The sequence below is a fragment of the Chitinophaga sp. 180180018-3 genome (assembly GCF_037893185.1).
In the GTDB taxonomy this organism is placed as follows: Bacteria; Bacteroidota; Bacteroidia; order Chitinophagales; family Chitinophagaceae; genus Chitinophaga.
This window is the reverse complement of sequence record NZ_CP140772.1, coordinates 6,897,730-6,918,802: the sequence shown is the minus strand read 5'-3', so window position 1 is coordinate 6,918,802 and position 21,073 is coordinate 6,897,730. Positions and strand designations below refer to the sequence as shown.

Below are 21,073 nucleotides of genomic sequence, written 5' to 3'. Positions count from 1 at the left end.
CGATTATAATTGAAGTGCCCCCAAAAAGTTAGACACTTTATGGGGGCATTTTTATGGATAAGCGAATCAAATACAGTTTAGCGCAAAAGCAAATAGCAGTTAAGTCCGTACTGTCAGGTCATGACACATTTAGCTCAGCTGCCCGCAAGATCGGAGGCACCGATACCACAATTCACCGTTGGGTCAATCTTTATAAGCTTCATGGACAAGCAGGATTACAGCAGCGCCCAGGTAATTATACAGGAACATTTAAATTCCAGGTGCTCCAGTATATGTTTGAAAAGGGGTTATCTTTAATGCAAACAGCCATGATTTTTGGTATTACCCAGGATAATATAGTTGGTCGATGGCTTAAAAAGTATGAACGAGAGGGAGCTGCCGGGTTGTTAAAAGAGACAAGAGGCCGAAAAAGTTCGACGATGACAAAAAAATCGAAAAAGAGTAAAAAACCAGTAACAGATCCAACACAGGCCAAACTAGCGGCTTTAGAGGCAGAGCTGTTGTATTTGCGGGCGGAGAATGCCTACCTAAAAAAGTTGGATGCCTTAATTCAGGAAGAGAAAGCCGCTCAGGATCAAAACAAGCGGCAAGAGCCATCAGAGAATTAAGGCCGCATTATTCATTGGAGTTACTGCTGAAGGTGGCAGGGATGGCTCGAAGTACTTATTATTACTATCTCAAACAAGTGTCAGTACCTGATAAACATGCCATATTAAAAGGAGCAATAACAGCGCTTTATCATCAGCATAAAGGTAGATATGGCTACAGACGCATAACAGCAGCATTGAGGCGATCAGGCAGGGAAATTAATCACAAGACAGTACTGAAAATGATGAGGGCCTGTAATTTGAAAAGCCTGGTCAGGGTAAAAAAATACAGATCTTATAAAGGGCAGCAGGGCAGAATCGCGCCCAATCTGCTAAAGAGGGATTTTAAAGCAGAGAAGCCCTGCCAAAAATGGGTTACAGATGTAACCATGTTTGTGGTAGGAGATCAAAAGCTCTATCTTTCTCCTATAATGGATCTGTACAATGGGGAAATAGTGAGTTATAGTCTATCGGAACGCTCCACCTTTCAGCCAATCATTGATATGCTTCAAAATGCCCTCCCCAGGCTGCCTACCGATAGTAAACTGATATTACACTCTGATCAGGGATGGCAATACCAGATGAAACAATATCAAAAGATGCTGATTGACTGCAATATCGAGCAGAGCATGTCTGGAAAAGGTAATTGTTTGGACAATGCTGCTATGGAGAGTTTCTTTAGTGTCCTAAAAACAGAGTTGTTCTATCTTGAAAAATTTGACTCTATTACAGTCTTAAAACAGCAGATTGAAGAATATATTGGCTACTACAATAACGATAGAATCAAACTAAAATTAAATGGCCTGAGCCCTGTAAATTACCGAACTCAGGCCATTTAACTTAATCTCTTTATTTTTAAAAAACGTCTAACCTTTTGGGTTCACTCCAAATACTATCCGCTAAATTCTTCGCTTTCATTCTTAATTCCCTATTCTATATTCTTAATTCTTAAAGTTTTGTATTTTGCATTATCCCTATTTTTGGGATTATGAGGAAAGCAGATTACATTATCATAGGGCAGGGAATTGCGGGAACCATGCTGAGCTGGTTCTTACTAGAGGCAGGGAAAAAAGTAATCGTTATAGACGACGCTAAACCTAACAGTGCATCAAGGGTGGCCGCGGGAATTATTAACCCGGTATCCGGTCGCCGGTTTGAGCCAGCCTGGATGTACGATACTATTTATCCGTTTGCAAAAACTACCTATCTGCAGCTTTCGGCTTTGCTGCAGGTGCCGGTTTTTACAGAGCGTCAGTTATGGACCGTTTTCCCTTCAGCCCAAATGAGAGAAGCTTTCCTTAACAAAACTACCGGCAATGCATATACGGAGTTACCCACTGCATTGAAATACGAAGCATATCTGGATCAGCCATATGGCGCCGCTATTGTAAAAGGCGCTACTGTTAATCTCCGGCAGTTACTGTCCGCTTACCGCCAATATCTGGAATCTCTGGATGCTCTTGTTACAACTCATTTTGATGTAAATGATATGGAAATAACTGCCGATGGTATTGTTTATAAAGATATCGCAGCCGGAAAAATTATCTTCTGCGATGGCGTAGCAACTACCGGGCTGCCTTATTTTAAGACGGTTAAATTTTTGCCTAATAAAGGAGAGGTACTATTAGTGAAGGTACCCGGACTGGAAACAGCCGATATCATCAAAAAAGGAATAACCCTCGTTCCTCAGGAGGGAGATTTGTTTTGGGCAGGGTCTTCTTTCGCCTGGGATTATGAAAATGATCACCCCACCGCCGGGCAACGGGAAACCCTGGAAAAGAACCTTCGCCAGCTGCTCAAAGTACCGTTTGAGGTGACAGACCAGTTGGCTGCCGTACGCCCCTCGGGGAACGACCGGCGCCCGATTGCCGGTTTCCATCCCGAATACCCTGCCATCGGTATATTTAACGGCCTCGGAACCAAGGGATGCTCGCTAGCCCCTTTCATGGCAGCACATTTAAAGGATGTGTTTGTTTCAAATGCGCCTCTGATGAGGGAGATCAGCCTGTATAGATATTTTTAACACACCGCGGGCTTAAAATGCAGGATCCAAACCGTATCTTTGCCCCCCTTATGGGTGTAAGTGAACAACTGGATAGTGGTCGCCAATTGAAGACAGCTTATCCCGTAATTCAACCATAAAACTAACTAAATCAATTATTTACGCATGTACAGGACGCACACTTGCGGGGAATTACGAATAGAACAGGTGGGTCAGGAAGTAACACTGGCCGGATGGATACAGACAGTAAGAAAGTTTGGCAGCATCAATTTCGTGGATCTGCGAGATCGTTACGGGATCACACAGCTGCTGTTTGGTGAAAATCTGAATGCCAGGCTGGATGCCCAGCCCCTGGGTCGTGAATTCGTTATCCAGGTAAAAGGTACCGTAACTGAGCGCTCCAATAAAAATAAGAATATCCCTACCGGTGATATCGAAATCACTGTTAGCGACTTCACTATCCTGAACGCTGCCAAAACGCCGCCTTTCACCCTGCTGGATGATACCGACGGAGGTGATGAGCTGCGCATGAAGTACCGTTTCCTGGATCTTCGCCGCAATGTGGTGAGGCAAAACCTGGAACTGCGCTACCGCATAGGCCGTGCTGCAAGGAATTACCTGCACACCGCCGGCTTCCTGGATATAGAAACTCCGTTCCTGATCAACTCCACCCCCGAAGGTGCCCGCGATTTCGTGGTGCCCAGCCGCATGAATCCCAATCAGTTCTACGGCCTGCCACAGTCGCCGCAAACATTTAAGCAGCTGCTGATGGTAAGTGGTTACGACCGTTACTACCAGATCGTAAAATGCTTCAGGGATGAAGATCTCCGGGCCGATCGCCAGCCGGAATTCACACAGATCGACTGTGAAATGAGCTTTGTAGAGCAGGAAGACATTCTGAATACTTTCGAAAATATGCTGAAATATATTTTCAAAGAAATAAAAGGTATCGAATTCAATGAGCCCTTCCCTCGTATGACATGGGATGATGCCATGGAATACTATGGTAACGATAAACCGGATATCCGCTTTGAAATGAAGCTGGTAAACCTGAACGATACCGTTAAAAACAAAGGATTTAAGGTATTTGATGATGCAGAACTGGTAGTGGCGATTGCTGCCAAAGGTTGTGCAGAATATACCCGTAAACAGCTGGATGAACTCACAGAATGGGTAAAACGGCCGCAGATTGGCATGAGCGGGCTCGTTTATGTGAAATATGGCGCCGACGGTTCCCTGAAAAGTTCTGTGGATAAATTTTTCGATGAATCCCAGTTAAAATTATGGGTGCAAAAATGTCAGGCTGAACCGGGCGACCTCATACTGGTACTGGCCGGCAGAGAAGAGCGTACCAGGAAAGCTGCCAGCGAGCTCCGCCTTGAGATGGGAGAACGCCTCGGTTTACGCAACAAAAACGAGTTTAAACCGTTGTGGGTAATAGACTTTCCGTTATTTGAATATGCCGAAGAGGAAAATCGCTGGGTAGCTCGTCATCATCCGTTCACGTCACCAAAACCGGAACATATCGCCCTGATGGATGATATCTCACAATACGCTAAAATTAAGGCTAATGCCTACGATATAGTATTGAATGGTACAGAAGTAGGTGGAGGGTCCATCCGTATCTTCCAACGCGATTTGCAGCAGAAAATGTTCTCAGCGCTGGGAATGAGCAGAGAAGAGGCAGAACGTAAGTTTGGCTTCCTCCTGGGCGCCTTCGAATATGGCGCACCGCCACATGGTGGTATCGCTTTCGGATTCGACCGCCTTTGCTCACTGTTTGGTGGCAGTGAAAGTATCCGTGACTTTATCGCGTTCCCGAAAAACAATTCCGGCCGCGATGTAATGCTGGATGCTCCGGGTGAACTGGACCAGGCACAGCTGGATGAGCTGCGTATAGCGCTGGTTAAAGAAGCTGCTGTTAAAAGGTAGTGCCCGCTAACGCGGCATAATCTTTGTTGAATAAGAGGCTTTTGTATCAAAAATCCCCTTTGGTATGGCTGTTTGCCGCATCAAAGGGGATTGACACTAATATAAGGAACAATTTTTTTTAACAAGAGATTAACAGGATAGATAAAAAGAGAGAAACGACGTATTATTTAAATTTTTAAAGTAATATTGCGGTGTGATCATCGTTGATATGTGAGGCAAGTAAATGATGCTGAAAACAAAGAGAAAACTATCACCTGTAACAAAAAATACTACCATGAGAATTTCATTATTCTTCAAGAGGACAGTATGGTTATGTGCGGTGTTACTATTGCTAATGCTCAGCAATGTTGGGTTTGCGCAACAATCCACAAACAATTATCTGAAGAAATTTAAACCAGTATCCGTAGAATTAATGCAGGAAACTGGTATACCAGCAAGCGTTATCCTCGGGATAGCCATGCTGGAATCAGGTACAGGCACCAGCAGGAATGCGAAACTGCTACATAACCATTTTGGGATCGTAGGGAGAAATAACCTGGCCCAGACTAAATCCGGACATCGTTCCGTTTATAAACAATATGTATCCGATGTAGCCTCCTATGAGCATTTTGTGGAGCTACTAACCAGTAAAAAATGGTTCGGCCAGATGAAAGGTAACCCGGAATTCAGCGCTTGGCTCAAAAAGATGAACCATAGCGGCTATTCCTCAGCTGGTCATGTATGGATCAATAGAGTGACAAATATTATTAACCGTTACAAATTGTACAAGCTGGACGCAAGTATGGATAGCGTGGCAACGGAATCAGAAAAATGGTTGACCGTAGGTGCGCCGCCTGCAAGCGATCGGTGAGACGCTAACTGATTCAATTAACTATGTCCGGCAAAAACAAGTCTGCCTATCCGTTCTATATTATTCTTGGAACTTTAATCTGTGTAGTAGGGCTGTCGCAGTTAGATTACAGCCTTTCATATAAAGACTTTCAATTCCGCAAACTGGATCTGCTCTCTGAATTAAGAACAGGATCTGTTTCCCCGGACAATAAAAAGCTTACCGGAGCCGGTCAGGACTCCGGTAAGCTTTCTGGTTTAGACAGTACTACTGTTGCCGGAAATCCCCATTTACCCAACCCTGACCACACCCATGATTTTATGTCATATTCCGGCATTATGGAATATGCTTCTCCTGTTCCGGGCGACACGGTGGCGGGGTTGAAGCAATTCTTCAATGCCCTGAGGGAGCTGAAAGCCGGCAAACGCCGCAAAGTCCGCATCGCTTATTTTGGTGATTCTATGATCGAAGGCGATCTCATCACCGGCGATCTGCGCGACAGCCTGCAGCATTATTTTGGCGGCGCAGGAGTGGGCTTTGTTCCGGTAACTTCTGTGGTGGCTTCTTTCCGGACTACCATCACGCATACCTTTTCTACCGACTGGAAAGATTATCATTATAAAAACTCTCCTCCGGATAACGTAGTACTTGGATTATCCGGTCATACGTTTTACCCGGGAGGCAGCAGCTGGGTGAAATATTCTCCCGTTAAAAAACCTTTACTCGATAAATTCCAGGACATATCCATTCTTTATGGCCCTGCCAGCGATGCTGCCGTTACGGTTAACGATAAAGCCTATACGCTTTCCGGTAATGCCGAGGTGAACAGGCTGGATCTGCAGCAGGATACAGGTCAGGCTTCGCTGATGATCAGGTATTCCGGGAACGCTATGCCTTTCTATGGTGTTTGTTTTGAGAACGGGAATGGAATTTATGTAGACAACTACTCTTTCAGAGGCATCAGCGGTGTAGAGCTGGGCCACCTGTCTGCCGACATGATACGGCGTATGCAACAGGAGCGTCCTTACGACCTCGTAGTGATGCACTATGGCGCCAATGTGCTGTTCAGGCCTGAACTGACAGACTACAGCTGGTACGAACGCCCTATGAAAAAAGTACTGGATTCCCTGCGCAATGATCTGCCGGGAACCTCCTTCCTGATCGTGGGAACAGCGGATAAGTCGTACCGCAAGGCCGACAAATACATCACTGCTCCGGGCGTGGAAGCATTACTCAAAGTACAGCACGATCTGGCTGCAGGCCATGGTACTGCCTACTGGAACCTGTTTGCTGCTATGGGCGGCGAAGGGTCCATGGTAAAGTGGGTTGAAGGAGACACGGTGATGGCCAACAAGGATTACACACACTTTAACAGAACAGGAGCAGCCAAAGTAGGGGCGCTGCTTTATAAAGCTATTATGAATGAGTACAGGCTGGCACAACCTTAGAGGCCGTTGGCTGGCAGTGCTTGCACTGCTGCTGGGCGGATTTACAACTTATGCGCAACAGGTAAACATCAACAGCATCCAGCAGGATACTGCGTTGTATAATGTATTTCATGCCTTTTTAGGAGCCGACAGCAGCGTTGTTTCCATCCTTCACCTGGGTGATTCACATGTACAGGCAGGCTATTTCCCGCTGATGACAGCCTCCCTGCTCCAGCAGCAATTCGGCTATGCTGGCCGTGGTTTTGTTTTTCCATATAACCTGGCCGGTACCAACGGCCCGGAAGACTATCGCTGGTCCAGCACCGTAAGATGGGCTTCCGACAGGGTAGTAGACCGTAATAAATCCAATGTGCTGGGGCCGGGTGCCATCACCATCTATTCTCAGAACAATGCGCCCTCCCTCTCATTCAATGGCAAGCCGGATGGCTTTATGGACAATAACTTCCGCAGGGCGAAATTATTCTATGATGCTGGTAATACCACCACCACGGTAGTAGCACCCAACGCCAATGTAACCATCACACCGGCAGCATTCCCGGGCTCGCCTACTATCAGCATGGCCACACTCGATTATTCACAGGCACAACAGTGGTTCCAGGCCAGATGGGAAGGCAATACCGGCGCACAATTCCGTTTCTACGGTGCTATTATGGAAAATGGCCGCAATGGTATCTTATACAACAGCGTAGGTATCAATGGCGCTATGTACCAGCAATACAATGAAACAGATAATGTGCTGCTGGCAGGCATGGCTACGATGAAACCCAGGCTGGTCATCATCTCCCTGGGAACCAATGAAGCATACGGTGGCAGAATGGACCCTCTGGCCTTCAGAGATGAGATAGACAGGGCTGTACAGCTCATCCGGAAACAGGATCCCACCGTAAGTATATTACTGACTACGCCTCCGGATTGTATGAGAATGGTGAGGACTGCTACCCGGAAAAAAATAGGCAAGCGAAAATACAGAACGATTTATCATACTGCATATTACCCTAACCCGTATATTTCCATGGTAACGCAGCAGATTATGGGATATGCACGCCAGTACGGATTTGCCTGCTGGAATTTTAATGCAGTAAATAAGGCGCAGAAAGAAAGATTCGCAGGAGCATGGGCGCCCGACCATATTCATTTCAGCACAAGAGGATATCAGTTGCAGGGACAGTTATTGTTTGAAGCGCTGCAGCAATCATATTCACATTATCTACAGGAAACAAAGAAAAACTCAGTAAGCTCCAATGATCGACATTAATAAGCTGTTGTACGAACTCACCTATCATGAGTCTGACCCCGTACTTTTTAACAGTGGCTTTTTCTTTTACTACTTTGCCATCTTCATGATGTGCTACCTGCTGGCAAGTAAGAACAAAACTGCCAGGGTATGGGTATATACTGTTTTTTCATTGTACTTTTTCTATAAGGCCTGCGGGTACTATGTTGGCCTTGTTATACTGTCGGCTATTGTGGATTTTAATCTGTCGCGCTGGATTTATAATACCCCAAGTAAGTCGACCAGAAAGTCGCTGCTGATACTGAGTATCCTGCTTAATATAGGGTTGCTGTTTTATTTCAAGTACACCAACTTCTTCATTGGTATTATCAATGACCTTACGGCAGGGCATATCAATACGCTGAAACTCATTCTTCCTATAGGTATTTCCTTCTATACATTTGAGAACCTTAGTTATACCATAGACGTTTACAGAAGAGAGATAAAACCGGTGAGCAATTTCATGGACTACCTGTTCTTCCTGTCGTTTTTCCCGAAACTGATGATGGGCCCCATCGTACGTGCTGCTGATTTTATCCCACAGATCTCTCAGCCTTACCGGCTCAATTCAGAAGATATCGGAAAGGGGATGTACCTGATCATGGGAGGCTTGTTTAAGAAGATCGTTATTTCGGATTTTATCTATCAGAACTTTGTGCAGTACATCTTCGATGACCCGAGTAAACACACGGGGCTGGAATGCCTGCTGGGCGTATATGGGTACGCGTTGGTGATCTATTGCGATTTCTCCGGTTATTCCGATATGGCACTTGGTATTGCACGATGGACAGGATTCAAGATCCCGCCTAACTTCGATTCCCCCTACCAGAGTTCCTCTATTACAGAGTTCTGGCGCCGCTGGCATATTTCATTGTCCAGCTGGTTGAGGGATTACCTCTATATTCCTTTGGGCGGTAACCGTAAGGGAAAAGTGAGGCAATACATCAACCTGGGCTTAACGATGCTGATCGGAGGCTTCTGGCATGGCGCCAGCTGGAACTTTATCTTCTGGGGAGCCATGCACGGAACTGCCCTGGCCTTGGATAAAGTACGGATCGACTACCTGAAACGGACGAAGAAAGTATTCACCGGCTGGCAGGCTGGTTTATTCAAGCTACTCGGTATACTCATCACTTTCCATTTTGTTTGTTTCTGTTGGGTATTCTTTAAAGCAGCTACCTTCCATGATGCGTGGTCACTGATTCACCAGGTAGCGTACGATTTCCAGCCGGAGATCGCAGGAGAGCTCTATAAAGGATATACTGCTGTATTCTGGGTAATGATACTGGGCTTTGTATTACACTTCCTGCCCTCGAAAGTGGAATTTTCGCTGGAAAGGTTCCTGGGCCGCGTACCGGTAGCCGGTAGTATTGCCATTATGTTAGCGTTTATCTGGCTGCTGGTACAGGTGAAGAGCACCCAGCCCATGATCCCAATCTATTTCCAGTTCTAGGGGAAATTGTGATCAGCGCCGCTGCCAGGGAATAAATATCTCGCTGTTCCTATCTCCCGTAAGGGAAATGAAAAAATGGTTACCACTCATTTTAAAATACCCGGCGCGACAGCTGCGGTTAATAAATTCATACATCGGTACTCCTGCTGATGCAAAATCCATCGGCACCGGCAGCTTCTTATAAGGGCCGCCGGGAAGGCGTTTCGTGAAAAGGTTGAACGGTTCCTGGAAGTGCAGGCTGATCTGAAGATGCGCCATATCGTATGCCTTCATCCGAGGTACAAGAATGCCCACATACATCATCATTTTGTTATAAGTCGTAACCGGTACTACGTCCAGCGTGCCGGTAATGATCATGGCTCCGGGTAGTTGCAGTGAGCTCTTGATGGCATATAACTGTTGCTGATACATGGTCATGTAGGTAACCATGCTTCTGATAGGATCATTATTACGCGGTAGAATATTGTAATACAGAATGCTGTCGGGCAGCGTTACACTTTCCGTCCTGTCGGCCGAGAAGATCAGACTTTCCGGATCATCATCTGGCGTAGACGCCACCTTGGCTCGTTGCAGTGTGTACATTTCGTTGGGCAGATAGATGCGGTTACGAAAACTGACGGGCGCTTCATGATAAAGGGCGCGGAATGCTTTGCTGAATGCAGATGGCATGTAACCGCACATATCGCTGATTAGACCAATACTGAAATCACTATGCCGCAATAATCCGGCACCGGCCTCCAAACGCCTTCTCTTTACAAACTGCATGTAAGGCTCTCCATAAAATTCAACGAACTTGTGAGAAAAGTTGTGCAGGGATTCATTTAACATTTCGGCGATGGTCTTGAGATTCATTTCTCCATACGGATCATCGTGTGATAGTGAAACGGCTTGTTGAAGTTTTCTCTCCCAATGGTTTAATGTAGCTGTTTTCATAGTGGCATATTTTGGAAGCTGATCCTAAAATAATCAAAATGATACCTGAGAGCCTATTGGGTCCACTAATGAATCTGGATTAACAATTCATTAACCAGTCCGGATGAGCCTGGGGAGATTACCCATGTTAAGTAACTGTTAATTATATACTTTTGCGCAAATTTTCAAGCTGATGCGCATTGCCAGAATCTTTCCGATTATCTTTTTATTACTGAGTTTTACTTTCGAGGCCCGTGCGCAGTTCCTGATGGACATGATAGATACAACCACTGAGCTGGGAAAAGGGATGATATCCATGTATCAGAAATACGATGCACTCCGCTTCAGCGGGTATATACAACCTCAATGGCAGATGGCGGAATCGAAAGGGGCCGCAGGTTATGCCGGGGGCGACTTTGGCGCTGCAGTAAACAACCGGTTTAGCCTGCGAAGAGGCCGTATCCGGGTGGATTATGAGCGTTACGATAAGAACAACATGCCTGTTGTACAATTTGCCTTTCAGTTTGATGGTACGGAAAGGGGAGTGTTTATCCGGGATTTTTACGGACGTTTTTTTGAGACGAAGTTTAACCTGTTTTCGCTTGCCGGCGGTATGTTCGCAAGACCTTTCGGGTATGAAGTAAACCTTTCTTCGGCCGACAGGGAAACCCCTGAGCGGGGCCGTATGTCGCAGATACTGATGAAAACGGAGCGCGACCTGGGCGCCATGGTTTCTTTTGAACCCCGGCGTAAGGATCATCCGTTAAGCTTCCTGAAGATCGATCTGGGAGCGTTTAACGGGCAGGGACTGGCAGCTACCACCGATTTCGACAGTCATAAGGATATCATAGGCAGAGTGGCCGTTAAACCCCTGCGTATAAAAGGAACGGTGAGCGTCATCTCGGGAGGTGTATCTGTATTGTATGGTGGTATGCAGCAGTTTACCAATGTCATTAACAAGATGGGAACGGTGAACGGACAACCTGTGTTCGTCGTGGATTCCGCGGCTTCCAATAATGGTAAAATAGCGCCCCGACATTATTTTGGTGCAGACGTTCAGTGGAAGCTCTCTAATGGTCCCGGGAAAGGCAGTACGCAGCTGAGGGCGGAATATATCTTTGGCAGCCAGACAGCTACTGCGCTCACCACCGAAACGCCGGCCGTTATCCCGGTGGGACCCGATGGTAAGCTGGCGCCGCTTTACATCCGCAGTTTCGATGGCGCCTACCTGTATTTTCTTCAGCACCTGGGCAGCGATAAGCACCAGGTTGTGGTAAAATACGACTGGTACGATCCCAATAAAAAAGTAAGCGGAAAAGATATCAAACCAGGCTCTGGTCTTACCCCGGCCGATATCAGCTACAAAACCTTAGGAGTAGGCTACATCTACTACTCCAATGAACATCTGAAATTCATGTTCTATTACGACTGGGTCACAAACGAAAAAACACAACTGGAAGGCTACAAAGAGGATCTGAAGGATAATGTGTTTACCTGCAGAATGCAGTACCGGTTTTGAGAATTAAGAATAGCGAATATAGAATTAAGAAATAACGAGAAGACCTTAGCGGATAATTATTAATCGCTAAGGTCTTCTCGTTATTTCTTAATTCTATATTCGCTATTCTTAATTCTCCCTAATTGTCCTTGCCCGATTCCATCGTAAACCCAAACGTACTGCCAATTTCAGGTTTACTCCTTACAGTGATGGTTTGATCATGGGCTTCAACGATATGCTTAACAATTGCAAGGCCAAGACCGGTACCGCCAATATCGCGGCTGCGGGCCCTGTCGGTACGATAGAAGCGTTCAAATACGCGTGGGAGATGTTCTTCAGACATGCCGATACCGTCGTCGGAAATTTCAACCAGCACTTTTTTGCCATCCATACTGTAGATGCTGGCAATGGTGTGGCCGTCGGGTTTGCCGTATTTGATGGAGTTGTCGACCAGGTTGATGAGTACCTGACGGATCTTTTCTTTATCGGCATATACCTGCTGCGGTGCTTCGCAGCCTTTTTTGATACTGAATTTGATGCCTTTGGAATTGGCTTTCAGCGACAGGGTATCGAATACATCTTTGATGAGGTCCTGGATGATGAATACCTCCGCATTTACTGTCATCTCGCCGCTTTCCAGTTTGGAGATCTCGTCAAGATCGTCGATCAGGCGGCAAAGACGATCGATGTTTTTGGTAGCATTTTTCAGGAACATCTTGTTGACGTTCGGATCTTCCAATGCGCCATCTAATAATGTATGAATATACCCCTGAACGGCAAAAATGGGCGTTTTCAGCTCATGAGAAAGGTTCAGCAGGAATTCTTTCCGGAACTCTTCATTCCGGCGGAGGTTTTCCAGCTCTTCTTTTTTCTGACTGGCCCATTTTTCCACATCTTCACTTACTTCCTCAATGGTTTTCAGGGGAAGGATATTTTTCTGAAAAAACTCTTCCCGCTTGGATGCCTTTGTCTGGTAAATGAATTTGTAAATCAGTTTGATTTTCCGGTAGATGAATTTCTGAAGGGTATAGAGATACAGGTAATAAGATACAAGAAAAGTGAGCACAAATGCGCCGAGCATTACTTTCCAGTTACCATCTACTATCAGGCTTCCCAAGGCTATAACCGCTGAAATAATCAGCGCTGTAAATCCCGCCAGTTTCTGGGGGGATAGATTTTTTGCTTTAAACATACTCCAGAGTGAGTAATTATTGTAATAATGGGAAATTACTTTAAATTTTTTACTTGACACTGCAGAATTAGCGTTTGGCCATAATAGCCGCACACATGATAGTTTAGATGGTTTCCGGGAAAATGTTTTCTTACAATTGTATTACCTGAGGAGCAACTACTACATTTCAAACTTGTATCCTACACCTTTCACAGTAGTGATCAGGTCGATACCTATTTTCTGGCGTATTTTACGAATATGTACATCAATAGTGCGGTCGCCCACGATTACTTCCGTACCCCATACCTGGTTCAGGATCTCATTGCGCAGGAACACACGGCCTGGCTTGGAGGCCAGCAATTGCAGTAATTCAAATTCTTTCTTGGCAAGGATAATTTCCTGTCCTTTGTAGGTAACCGTAAATTTCTCCCGGTCAATGATCAGATCACCCAGGGTAACCCTTGTTTCTTCAGGTTTGTGCAGCCTGCGGAAAAGCGCATTGATCCGGCTTACCAGTAATTTAGGTTTGATGGGTTTGGCGATGTAATCATCGGCTCCCATATTCAAACCGTCTACTTCTGATTTTTCGTCGTTCAGAGCGGTCAGGAACAATACCATGGTGTCTTTAAACTCAGGAATCTTCCTGATCTCACGGCAGGTATCGATCCCATTCTTGTTCGGCATCATGATGTCGAGCATAATCAGGTCAGGCCTGAAGATCTTAGCTTTCTGAATAGCCTCGCTGCCGTCTTTCGCGGTTACTGTATCATAACCTGCTGATTTTAGATTGTAGCTGATAATCTCCAGAATATCCAGTTCGTCGTCTACTACCAGTATTTTTCCTGCTACCGCTTGGTCTACCATAAAAATTTGCTTTTAAAAAGACGCGACAAAATTATAAAGCCATCCTTGTGATTAATGGAAAATTAACATTATGAAATTGTTAATTCGCTATCAGACTGGTTTTCCGCTGTCTGTAGCAAGGTACGTTAAAATGCATAACAAGCCGAACATTGCAATTGTTTTGAATTTATATACCTATGAAGAAGAGTGAATTTGATGGTGTCTCATTTGAACTGTCTTGTTGACGGGAATTTCGCCTGCGGATGGCCTTGTTTATTACAGATGGTATATTTTGTATGTATTTTATATTGATATTTAATGTAAAAAGATATAACACTGGCAAACTCTGTATTTTGGTTGTAAATTTGCTATCAGGTCTCCGGGAAAAGATCACTTTAGTATGAGAAGATTTCTATTTTTTGTCGCACTGGCTGTATTGGCAGCCGGTGGAATCCAGGCACAGAGCAGCCATCATCCGATTCCGATTACAAGACAGGGTTTTCATGATAACATCGACAAGGAGCAGGCAGCTGCCGACAAGTTCGATGGTAAGGCTGATAATTTTGTAAAAGTATCGGACGATCAGACAACTAATCTGCAGGTAACAAATGCTTTGATCAAAGATGTGGATAAGTTGCAGCAGGAAATCGAAGACAATGATGCACTTGATCACAGGTTGAAGGTAAAGTACCTTTCAGGCATCTATATGATGCTGAAAGATTATAACCAGAAGCGGGCTCACCACAATATAGATCCCGAGGAGGCACCCGCTATAGTAAGTGCTTTTCGTGATATGATGAATGCGGATATCAAAGGGCAGAGCATCATCCCCTATATCCAGCACCTCTCATTCGACGCCTCAGAGAAACTAATAGAAGCTTTTCACGACAATCCTGGCTATAAAGAAGCGAAAGGTCTGGTGTTTACCAAATACGCCTTCAATAACCTGGAAACAGTAATGCCCAAATTGAGCGACTACATGGATTATCCGGGTACTGATTCGATAGTGGCCGCTGTAGCCCGTAAGTATCCTAACCAGGTACTTACTTACGCTACCTCTTATACCCCTATGGCCAATGCTATTAAGCGTAATCCCGATCCGATTGTAAAACAGATCGTACGCATAGGACAATCGCCCCAGAGCACCAAGATATTACCTTTTATAGACGAATTGCTGGCTGGCACCACTACAGTGGAGAAGCTGGAAGGCATCGTAAATAACGACTACCAGTACTATAAACAAATGGTAAAATCCACCATTGCATTACAGAAGCTGAAGAATGAAGGGCAGAACCCATATGGACTGAAAGCAATGATGGAAAATATGCAGGCCAAGTCACTGCTATATATCCGCGAGGTAAACGACCTGCATGAAGAGTCTGCTAATGTTCGTTTTGCCATAGTAAAGAATTTTACACCGGAAGAACTGTACTACCTGATCGTCAATGGTCAGGAAGAGCTGTATACTTCCAGTTATACCAACCATAACAATGCGGGTTTATACGATCAGATGATGGCCCGTATGAAACCACCGCGTGGCGATAGCCTGTTGATGCTGGTGAATTTCGACCGGTTCAAGAAATTTATTGCGATGGCTGCAGGGTTCAATACCCTCGACAACTTCCTGAAATCAATGGCGCCGGAGAACTCCAATTATCTTATGCAGAAATATGTACAGAACCTGGAGAAAACCGAGGATCTGGAAGATGCAGTGGATGTGGCGAATTCCTTTGGCAGTATCCGCGATGAGAAACTGCTGGATTTTCTGCGCTCGGAAGTCCGCAAGAACCTGGGCTATGTAAATAAACATAACGACAAACGCGGCAAAGTGATTTACCAGCTGCTTACCAGTTTGTTCGAAACGGAGTCCAAGAATGAAAATGATTCGTCTAAAGCTACCGATATGGCCAGCAAATTGCAGCTGCCACCTATCAACTTTGTATCATTCAATTCCCTGGAAAGCGATAGCGGCAGAGTATATCAGCAGGTGTTTTTCTATGGGGACAAAGACGGGCAGGAATCTTTCGCCAGCTTTATGACCAACTTCCCTTCAGCCGACTGGAGAGTAACCAAAAATAAATACTGGGCCACCATTTCGTCATTGAAAGGCAAGCCTACTACTATTTTTGCGAACCTGCCTATCGATGAACCGGATGATAAAGAAGCCATTTCCAAACTGTCTGAATACCTCGATGAACACGACATTCATCCTTCTATCTTCATTCACCGCGGCCACAGTTATCACATCAATACCACGCTCGACAACCTGCAAAGCTCTGCTAAGATCGTAGTGCTGGGCTCCTGTGGTGGATATCATAACCTGGCTACCGTGCTGGAAAAATCGCCCGAAGCGCATATCATTTCCTCCAAACAGGTAGGAACCCGCTTTGTGAACGAACCTATCATCCACAGTCTGGAAGACCAGGTAAGGGCTGGCAGGAACGTAGACTGGGTATATATGTGGGCCCAGCTTGCTAAGAAGTTTGCCGGCGATGCCCGCAACCGCGAGCTGTTCAGTGACTACGTGCCACCTCATAAAAACCTCGGTGCGATTTTCATTAAAGCGTATAAGCAGATAATGAAAGACGGAAAGAAATAGATAGAAAGAATTAAGAAATAGCGGGAAGACCTTAGCGATTAATACTATCTGCTAAGGTCTTCCCGCTATTTCTTAATTCTATATTCTCTATTCTTATTTCTTTCTTAATTTCGTTCTAAACCTGGCACATTGGAAAATCTTGCGGTAAAGAAAGTATTTGATTTTAGTTTGTTACGACGGATCTTCTCGTTTGCAGCTCCATACAAAAGGTCTTTTTACATTTCAATGATCCTGACGGTGGTATTGGCGGCTATTTCCCCGTTGAGGCCTTACCTGATACAGGTGACTGTTGATAAATATATTGCCGGGCAGCTGATGCAGATGTTGGTATTGGTGACGGTGATACAGATAGGATTGCTGTTGCTGGAAACAGTGGTACGGTTCTATTTTTCCTACCTGACCAACTGGCTTGGACAATCAGTAGTAAAAGATCTGAGGGTAACTGTGTATAAGAAGATTGTGCATCTCAACCTGGCCTTTTTCGACAAAACCCCGATAGGTACACTCACTACACGTACGATCAACGATATTGAGGCAATCAATGACGTTTTTTCAGAAGGGATCATCTCTATTGTGGCGGATCTGCTGATGATTATTGCGATACTGGTGGTGATGTTTATAGAAGACTGGCGACTGACACTGGTCAGCCTGTCGCCTTTCCCGATCCTGATTTTCGCTACCTACGTTTTCAAGGAAAGTGTAAACAAATCATTCTACAGGGTTCGTAATGCGGTTTCCGCGTTGAATGCTTTTGTACAGGAACATCTTACCGGAATGGTAGTAGTACAGGCTTTCACTGCTGAAAAAAGAGAGTTTGCACGGTTCAAACACATCAATAAAGAGCATCGCAAAGCCAATATCGACGCCATTTTCGCGTATTCGGTATTTTTTCCGGTAGTGGAAATTATACTGGCTATTTCACTGGGGCTCATGGTATGGTGGGGAGCTAATAAAGTATTGAATTATGAAGTTACCCAGGGCGTGATGATTGCGTTCATCATGTACCTCAATATGTTATTCCGTCCGCTGCGTATGCTGGCAGATAAGTTTAATACCCTGCAGATGGGCATGGTCGCCAGTGAGCGCGTTTTCAAGATACTGGATAACCAGGATTATATCCCCGACAGGGGCCATGAAACGGCAGAAAATATGAAGGGTGATATCACCTTCGACAAGGTTAGTTTTGCTTATGTTGATGAACGTTATGTACTGAAAAATATCAGCTTCCACGCCAAACCAGGTGATACGGTAGCTATTGTGGGGCATACCGGTTCGGGGAAGACAACCATCATCAGTATTCTCAACAGGCTATACGAGATCCAGCAGGGAAGCATCCGTATTGATGGAATTGAATTGCCGGCGTATTCCCTGCAGGCATTGAGGAGCAAAATAGGCGTGGTGTTGCAGGATGTGTTCCTTTTTGCGGGTTCTATCTATGATAATATTACCCTGCATAACAAGAACATCACGAAAGAACAGGTGGAAGAAGCTGCAAAACTGATAGGGATACACGATTTTATTATGCAGTTGCCGGGTGGTTACAATTACCTGGTGATGGAAAGAGGAAGCACCTTATCCCTTGGGCAGCGGCAACTGATCTCATTTGTAAGGGCGCTGCTGTATAACCCGGCTATATTGGTACTTGACGAAGCTACATCTTCCGTAGACACAGAATCAGAAATGATGATACAGCGGGCTATCGACAAACTAATCGCAGACCGCACTGCTATCATTATTGCTCATCGCCTTTCCACCATCAGTAAGGCTGATAAAATTATCGTGCTGGAAAAGGGAGAGATCAGGGAAATGGGTACCCATGAGGAGTTACTCAAACTGGAAGGCTATTATTACAAGCTGCATAGTATGCAGTTTAGCAACAGCAGGGTATAAGGCCTGCTGATTATCAAACAAAGCAGCAATAATATATTTAAATAGGGGGAATTTTCCGTTTTTTCGGTGTTCTGTCAGTTTGTAGCAATTGTCCGCCTGTTGTTGCGTTACGATGTATATAGATTTTGTTTAATGAATTTATTCAGCCGGTCGCGGCCATATAATGGATTTGTTCTGAAAAGTACGTATTGGACTATAGGAAGAGCCAGAGGAAGAAAAAGTATAAATATTTTAAAAAATTGAATATAAATCACAGACACAGACCATTGATTTCAATGGTCTTTTTTTACCCCAAAAAGTGGTGTTTTTTTGACTGCAATAGCCTGGTTTTCAATATACCTGCAATATATCGCTCTTTTTTTTCGTAGTCGCCTAGTTTTGAAAATAAAAACGAGTATCTTTGCGCAAAATTTCAGAAAACGGTGATTTCTTTCAATTGGTTCAAACATAGAATGGTAGCACTTGTGATGGTATTAGGCCTTCACAGTTTTGGTAATTTTTCCTTCGCCCAGGAGGCGCATCATGAAGCCGCTGCAACTACTGAAGCGCATGGTGGTGAGGCTGCAGGAGAGGAAGCTGAGGCTGGTGCTAAGAAATTCGATGCTAAGGAAGTAATTCTGGGACACGTTAAGGATGCACATGACTGGCATCTTTTCAGCATGGGCGAAACACATGTGACCTTGCCGTTACCTGTGATCATCTACAACCCTGCGCGTGGTACGTCTGTATTTTCATCTTCTGCGTTCCATCATGGTCATGAAGCCCACGACGGTTACCGCCTGGTGAATGCGCATTACCTGCACGAAAAAGGGCTGGATCCAGCCAAGTATACCGATGGCAAGATTATCGCAGTAGATGCGAATGATAACCCTACCGGTGAACAGATTTACGATTTTTCCATTACCAAGAATATTGCTTCTATGATGCTTGGCGCGCTGTTGCTGATCATCCTGATGCTGAATGTTGCCAAAGCTTATAAAACCCGTGGTGCAAAGAAAGCGCCTAAAGGTTTCCAAAGTCTGATGGAACCGGTGATTATATTCATGCGCGATGAGGTAGTAAAGCCTAATATTCCTGGTAAGAAAGCTGAAAGGTATACTCCTTTTATATTAACCATCTTCTTTTTTATCCTGATCAACAACCTGCTGGGGCTGTTACCTGGCTCTGCGAACGTAACGGGTAACCTGGCGGTGACTTCGGCACTGGCTATCATCAGTTTCATCGCCATCATGTTCAGCACTAACAAACATTTCTGGGGTCACATCTTCAATCCCCCTGTTCCTTTCGGAGTGAAGTTCATTCTGGCACCGGTGGAGCTGATAGGCGTATTTACCAAGCCTATTTCCCTGATGATCAGGTTGTTTGCCAATATCCTGGCAGGTCACATCATTATTCTGAGTATCATATCTCTGGTATTTATATTTGGATCATTGAACAAGATAGCGGGTTACGGCTTCCTGCCGATCACGATTCTGTTCAACATTGTAATGATGATGCTGGAATTGCTGGTGGCATTTATCCAGGCGTTTATCTTTGCTAACCTGACAGCAGTATTTATTGGTCAGGCTATGGAAGGGGCGCACGAAGAAGGCCACGGAGCACACCACTAAGAGTCAGCGTGCCTTTGCCTTTAATGTGGCAGGCCGGTTGGTGATTGCCAACACTACAACCAAAGTAAGGATAAGAACTAAACGGAGGGAGCATAGCTACCTCATTAAAAACGAAATTTTTTAATTCACAAATACATATTCATTATGGCACTTTTGTCTATTTTATTGCAGGCTGCTGCTGCATCTGGTCTGGCTAAAGCTGGTGGTGCTGTTGGTGCTGGTATCGCTGCTATCGCTGCTGGTATTGGTGTTGGTAACATCGGTAAGAGCGCGCTGGAGTCTATCGCTCGTCAACCAGAAGCTGCTAACGACATCCGTGCAAACATGATCCTGGCTGCTGCGCTGGTTGAGGGTGTTGCTCTCTTCGGTGTAATCGCTGGTCTGTTGGCGGTAGTTCTGTAAGCCAAACTTATTACTGCATCCGGCGCACAGGGCAATGGATGCAGTAATTCCTGCAATGGCAATCGTCATCCTGAGAATCAAACAAATCAACATAAAAAATAGTAAAATTTTAAATATATGGATCTGTTACAACCCGCGTTAGGCTTGTTTCTTATTTCATTCATAATTTTCGTTATCGTATTCCTGATCCTGAAAAAATTTGCCTGGACGCCGATCCTTGCAACTTTGAAAGAAAGGGAAGGCTCCATTGCTGATTCTATTGCCACTGCTGAAAGGGTGAAAGAAGAGATGGCACAGATGAAAGCTGAACATGAGCATGTATTGGCTGAGGCGAAAGCAGAAAGAAGCAAGATCCTGAAAGAGGCAAAAGACGCCAAAGATCAGATCATCAGCGAAGCCAAAACACAGGCACAGGCTGAAGCTAAGAAGATCATCAGTGAAGCGTATACTGCTATCGAGAACCAGAAGATGGCTGCATTAACGGATGTGAAAAACCAGGTAGGTAACCTTGTAATCGAAGTAGCTGAAAAAGTACTGAGAAGAGAGCTGGCTGATAAAACAGCACAGGAAGGTTACGTTAAACAACTGGCAGGAGAAATCAAATTAAATTAAGGAATTATCTTC

At 45.0% G+C, this 21,073-nt stretch carries 17 protein-coding genes; 14 read left to right on the top strand and 3 right to left on the bottom strand.

The annotated features are described in order from the left end of the window. Positions 1–53 precede the first annotated feature (53 nt). From UNH61_RS27130 to UNH61_RS27095, 8 genes are all read left to right on the top strand, one after another. The gene (locus tag UNH61_RS27130; RefSeq protein ID WP_326990557.1) at positions 54–608 is read left to right on the top strand and encodes a helix-turn-helix domain-containing protein; all 555 of its coding nucleotides are present in this window, start codon (positions 54–56) and stop codon (positions 606–608) included. Between the two features lie 14 nt (positions 609–622). Then, complete coding sequence (locus tag UNH61_RS27125; protein ID WP_326990739.1) at positions 623–1,426, top strand: IS3 family transposase; 804 nt, start codon at positions 623–625, stop codon at positions 1,424–1,426. Positions 1,427–1,575: 149 nt separating this feature from the next. Next, positions 1,576–2,610 (top strand): FAD-binding oxidoreductase, encoded by a 1,035-nt coding sequence (locus UNH61_RS27120; protein WP_326995136.1) that lies wholly within the window; start codon positions 1,576–1,578, stop codon positions 2,608–2,610. Positions 2,611–2,754: 144 nt separating this feature from the next. Then, positions 2,755–4,521, top strand: coding sequence for an aspartate--tRNA ligase (gene aspS, locus UNH61_RS27115; protein ID WP_326995135.1), 1,767 nt, complete (start codon positions 2,755–2,757; stop codon positions 4,519–4,521). 274 nt (positions 4,522–4,795) lie between these two features. Further along, complete coding sequence (locus UNH61_RS27110; protein WP_326995134.1) at positions 4,796–5,371, top strand: glucosaminidase domain-containing protein; 576 nt, start codon at positions 4,796–4,798, stop codon at positions 5,369–5,371. Between the two features lie 23 nt (positions 5,372–5,394). Beyond that, a complete protein-coding gene (locus UNH61_RS27105) occupies positions 5,395–6,798 on the top strand; it encodes a hypothetical protein (RefSeq protein ID WP_326995132.1) in 1,404 nt (467 codons plus the stop codon). Next, positions 6,773–8,053 (top strand): GDSL-type esterase/lipase family protein, encoded by a 1,281-nt coding sequence (locus tag UNH61_RS27100; RefSeq protein ID WP_326995131.1) that lies wholly within the window; start codon positions 6,773–6,775, stop codon positions 8,051–8,053. Before UNH61_RS27105 ends, UNH61_RS27100 begins: the two co-directional genes overlap by 26 nt. Further along, a complete protein-coding gene (locus UNH61_RS27095; RefSeq protein WP_326995130.1) occupies positions 8,040–9,524 on the top strand; it encodes an MBOAT family O-acyltransferase in 1,485 nt (494 codons plus the stop codon). The genes UNH61_RS27100 and UNH61_RS27095 overlap by 14 nt, the downstream gene beginning before the upstream one ends. Positions 9,525–9,536: 12 nt before the next feature. Here the strand turns inward: UNH61_RS27095 and UNH61_RS27090 are convergent, their stop codons facing one another. Beyond that, positions 9,537–10,457 carry an AraC family transcriptional regulator gene (locus UNH61_RS27090; RefSeq protein WP_326995129.1) on the bottom strand — a complete coding sequence of 307 codons (921 nt, stop codon included), beginning with the start codon at positions 10,455–10,457 and terminating at the stop codon, positions 9,537–9,539. A 172-nt stretch (positions 10,458–10,629) separates the two neighbouring features. Here UNH61_RS27090 and UNH61_RS27085 point away from each other — a divergent pair, with 172 nt between their 5' ends. Then, positions 10,630–11,955 (top strand): porin, encoded by a 1,326-nt coding sequence (locus UNH61_RS27085; protein ID WP_326995128.1) that lies wholly within the window; start codon positions 10,630–10,632, stop codon positions 11,953–11,955. Between the two features lie 118 nt (positions 11,956–12,073). Here the strand turns inward: UNH61_RS27085 and UNH61_RS27080 are convergent, their stop codons facing one another. Next, positions 12,074–13,126, bottom strand: coding sequence for an ATP-binding protein (locus UNH61_RS27080; RefSeq protein WP_326995127.1), 1,053 nt, complete (start codon positions 13,124–13,126; stop codon positions 12,074–12,076). A 159-nt stretch (positions 13,127–13,285) separates the two neighbouring features. Next, positions 13,286–13,969 carry a response regulator transcription factor gene (locus UNH61_RS27075; RefSeq protein WP_326995126.1) on the bottom strand — a complete coding sequence of 228 codons (684 nt, stop codon included), beginning with the start codon at positions 13,967–13,969 and terminating at the stop codon, positions 13,286–13,288. A 379-nt stretch (positions 13,970–14,348) separates the two neighbouring features. On the opposite strand from UNH61_RS27075, the gene UNH61_RS27070 reads away from it, so the two are divergent. The 5 genes from UNH61_RS27070 to atpF all read left to right on the top strand — a co-directional run bounded on the left by UNH61_RS27070 (position 14,349) and on the right by atpF (position 21,061). Then, a complete protein-coding gene (locus UNH61_RS27070) occupies positions 14,349–16,547 on the top strand; it encodes a hypothetical protein (protein WP_326995125.1) in 2,199 nt (732 codons plus the stop codon). 129 nt (positions 16,548–16,676) lie between these two features. Next, positions 16,677–18,437 (top strand): ABC transporter ATP-binding protein, encoded by a 1,761-nt coding sequence (locus tag UNH61_RS27065; protein WP_326995124.1) that lies wholly within the window; start codon positions 16,677–16,679, stop codon positions 18,435–18,437. A gap of 452 nt (positions 18,438–18,889) precedes the next feature. Next, complete coding sequence (gene atpB / locus UNH61_RS27060) at positions 18,890–20,047, top strand: F0F1 ATP synthase subunit A (RefSeq protein WP_326995123.1); 1,158 nt, start codon at positions 18,890–18,892, stop codon at positions 20,045–20,047. Between the two features lie 144 nt (positions 20,048–20,191). Then, positions 20,192–20,449, top strand: a complete 258-nt coding sequence (gene atpE / locus UNH61_RS27055; RefSeq protein ID WP_079471016.1) for an ATP synthase F0 subunit C — start codon at positions 20,192–20,194, stop codon at positions 20,447–20,449. Between the two features lie 117 nt (positions 20,450–20,566). Next, positions 20,567–21,061, top strand: coding sequence for a F0F1 ATP synthase subunit B (atpF, locus tag UNH61_RS27050; RefSeq protein ID WP_326995122.1), 495 nt, complete (start codon positions 20,567–20,569; stop codon positions 21,059–21,061). Positions 21,062–21,073 lie beyond the last annotated feature (12 nt).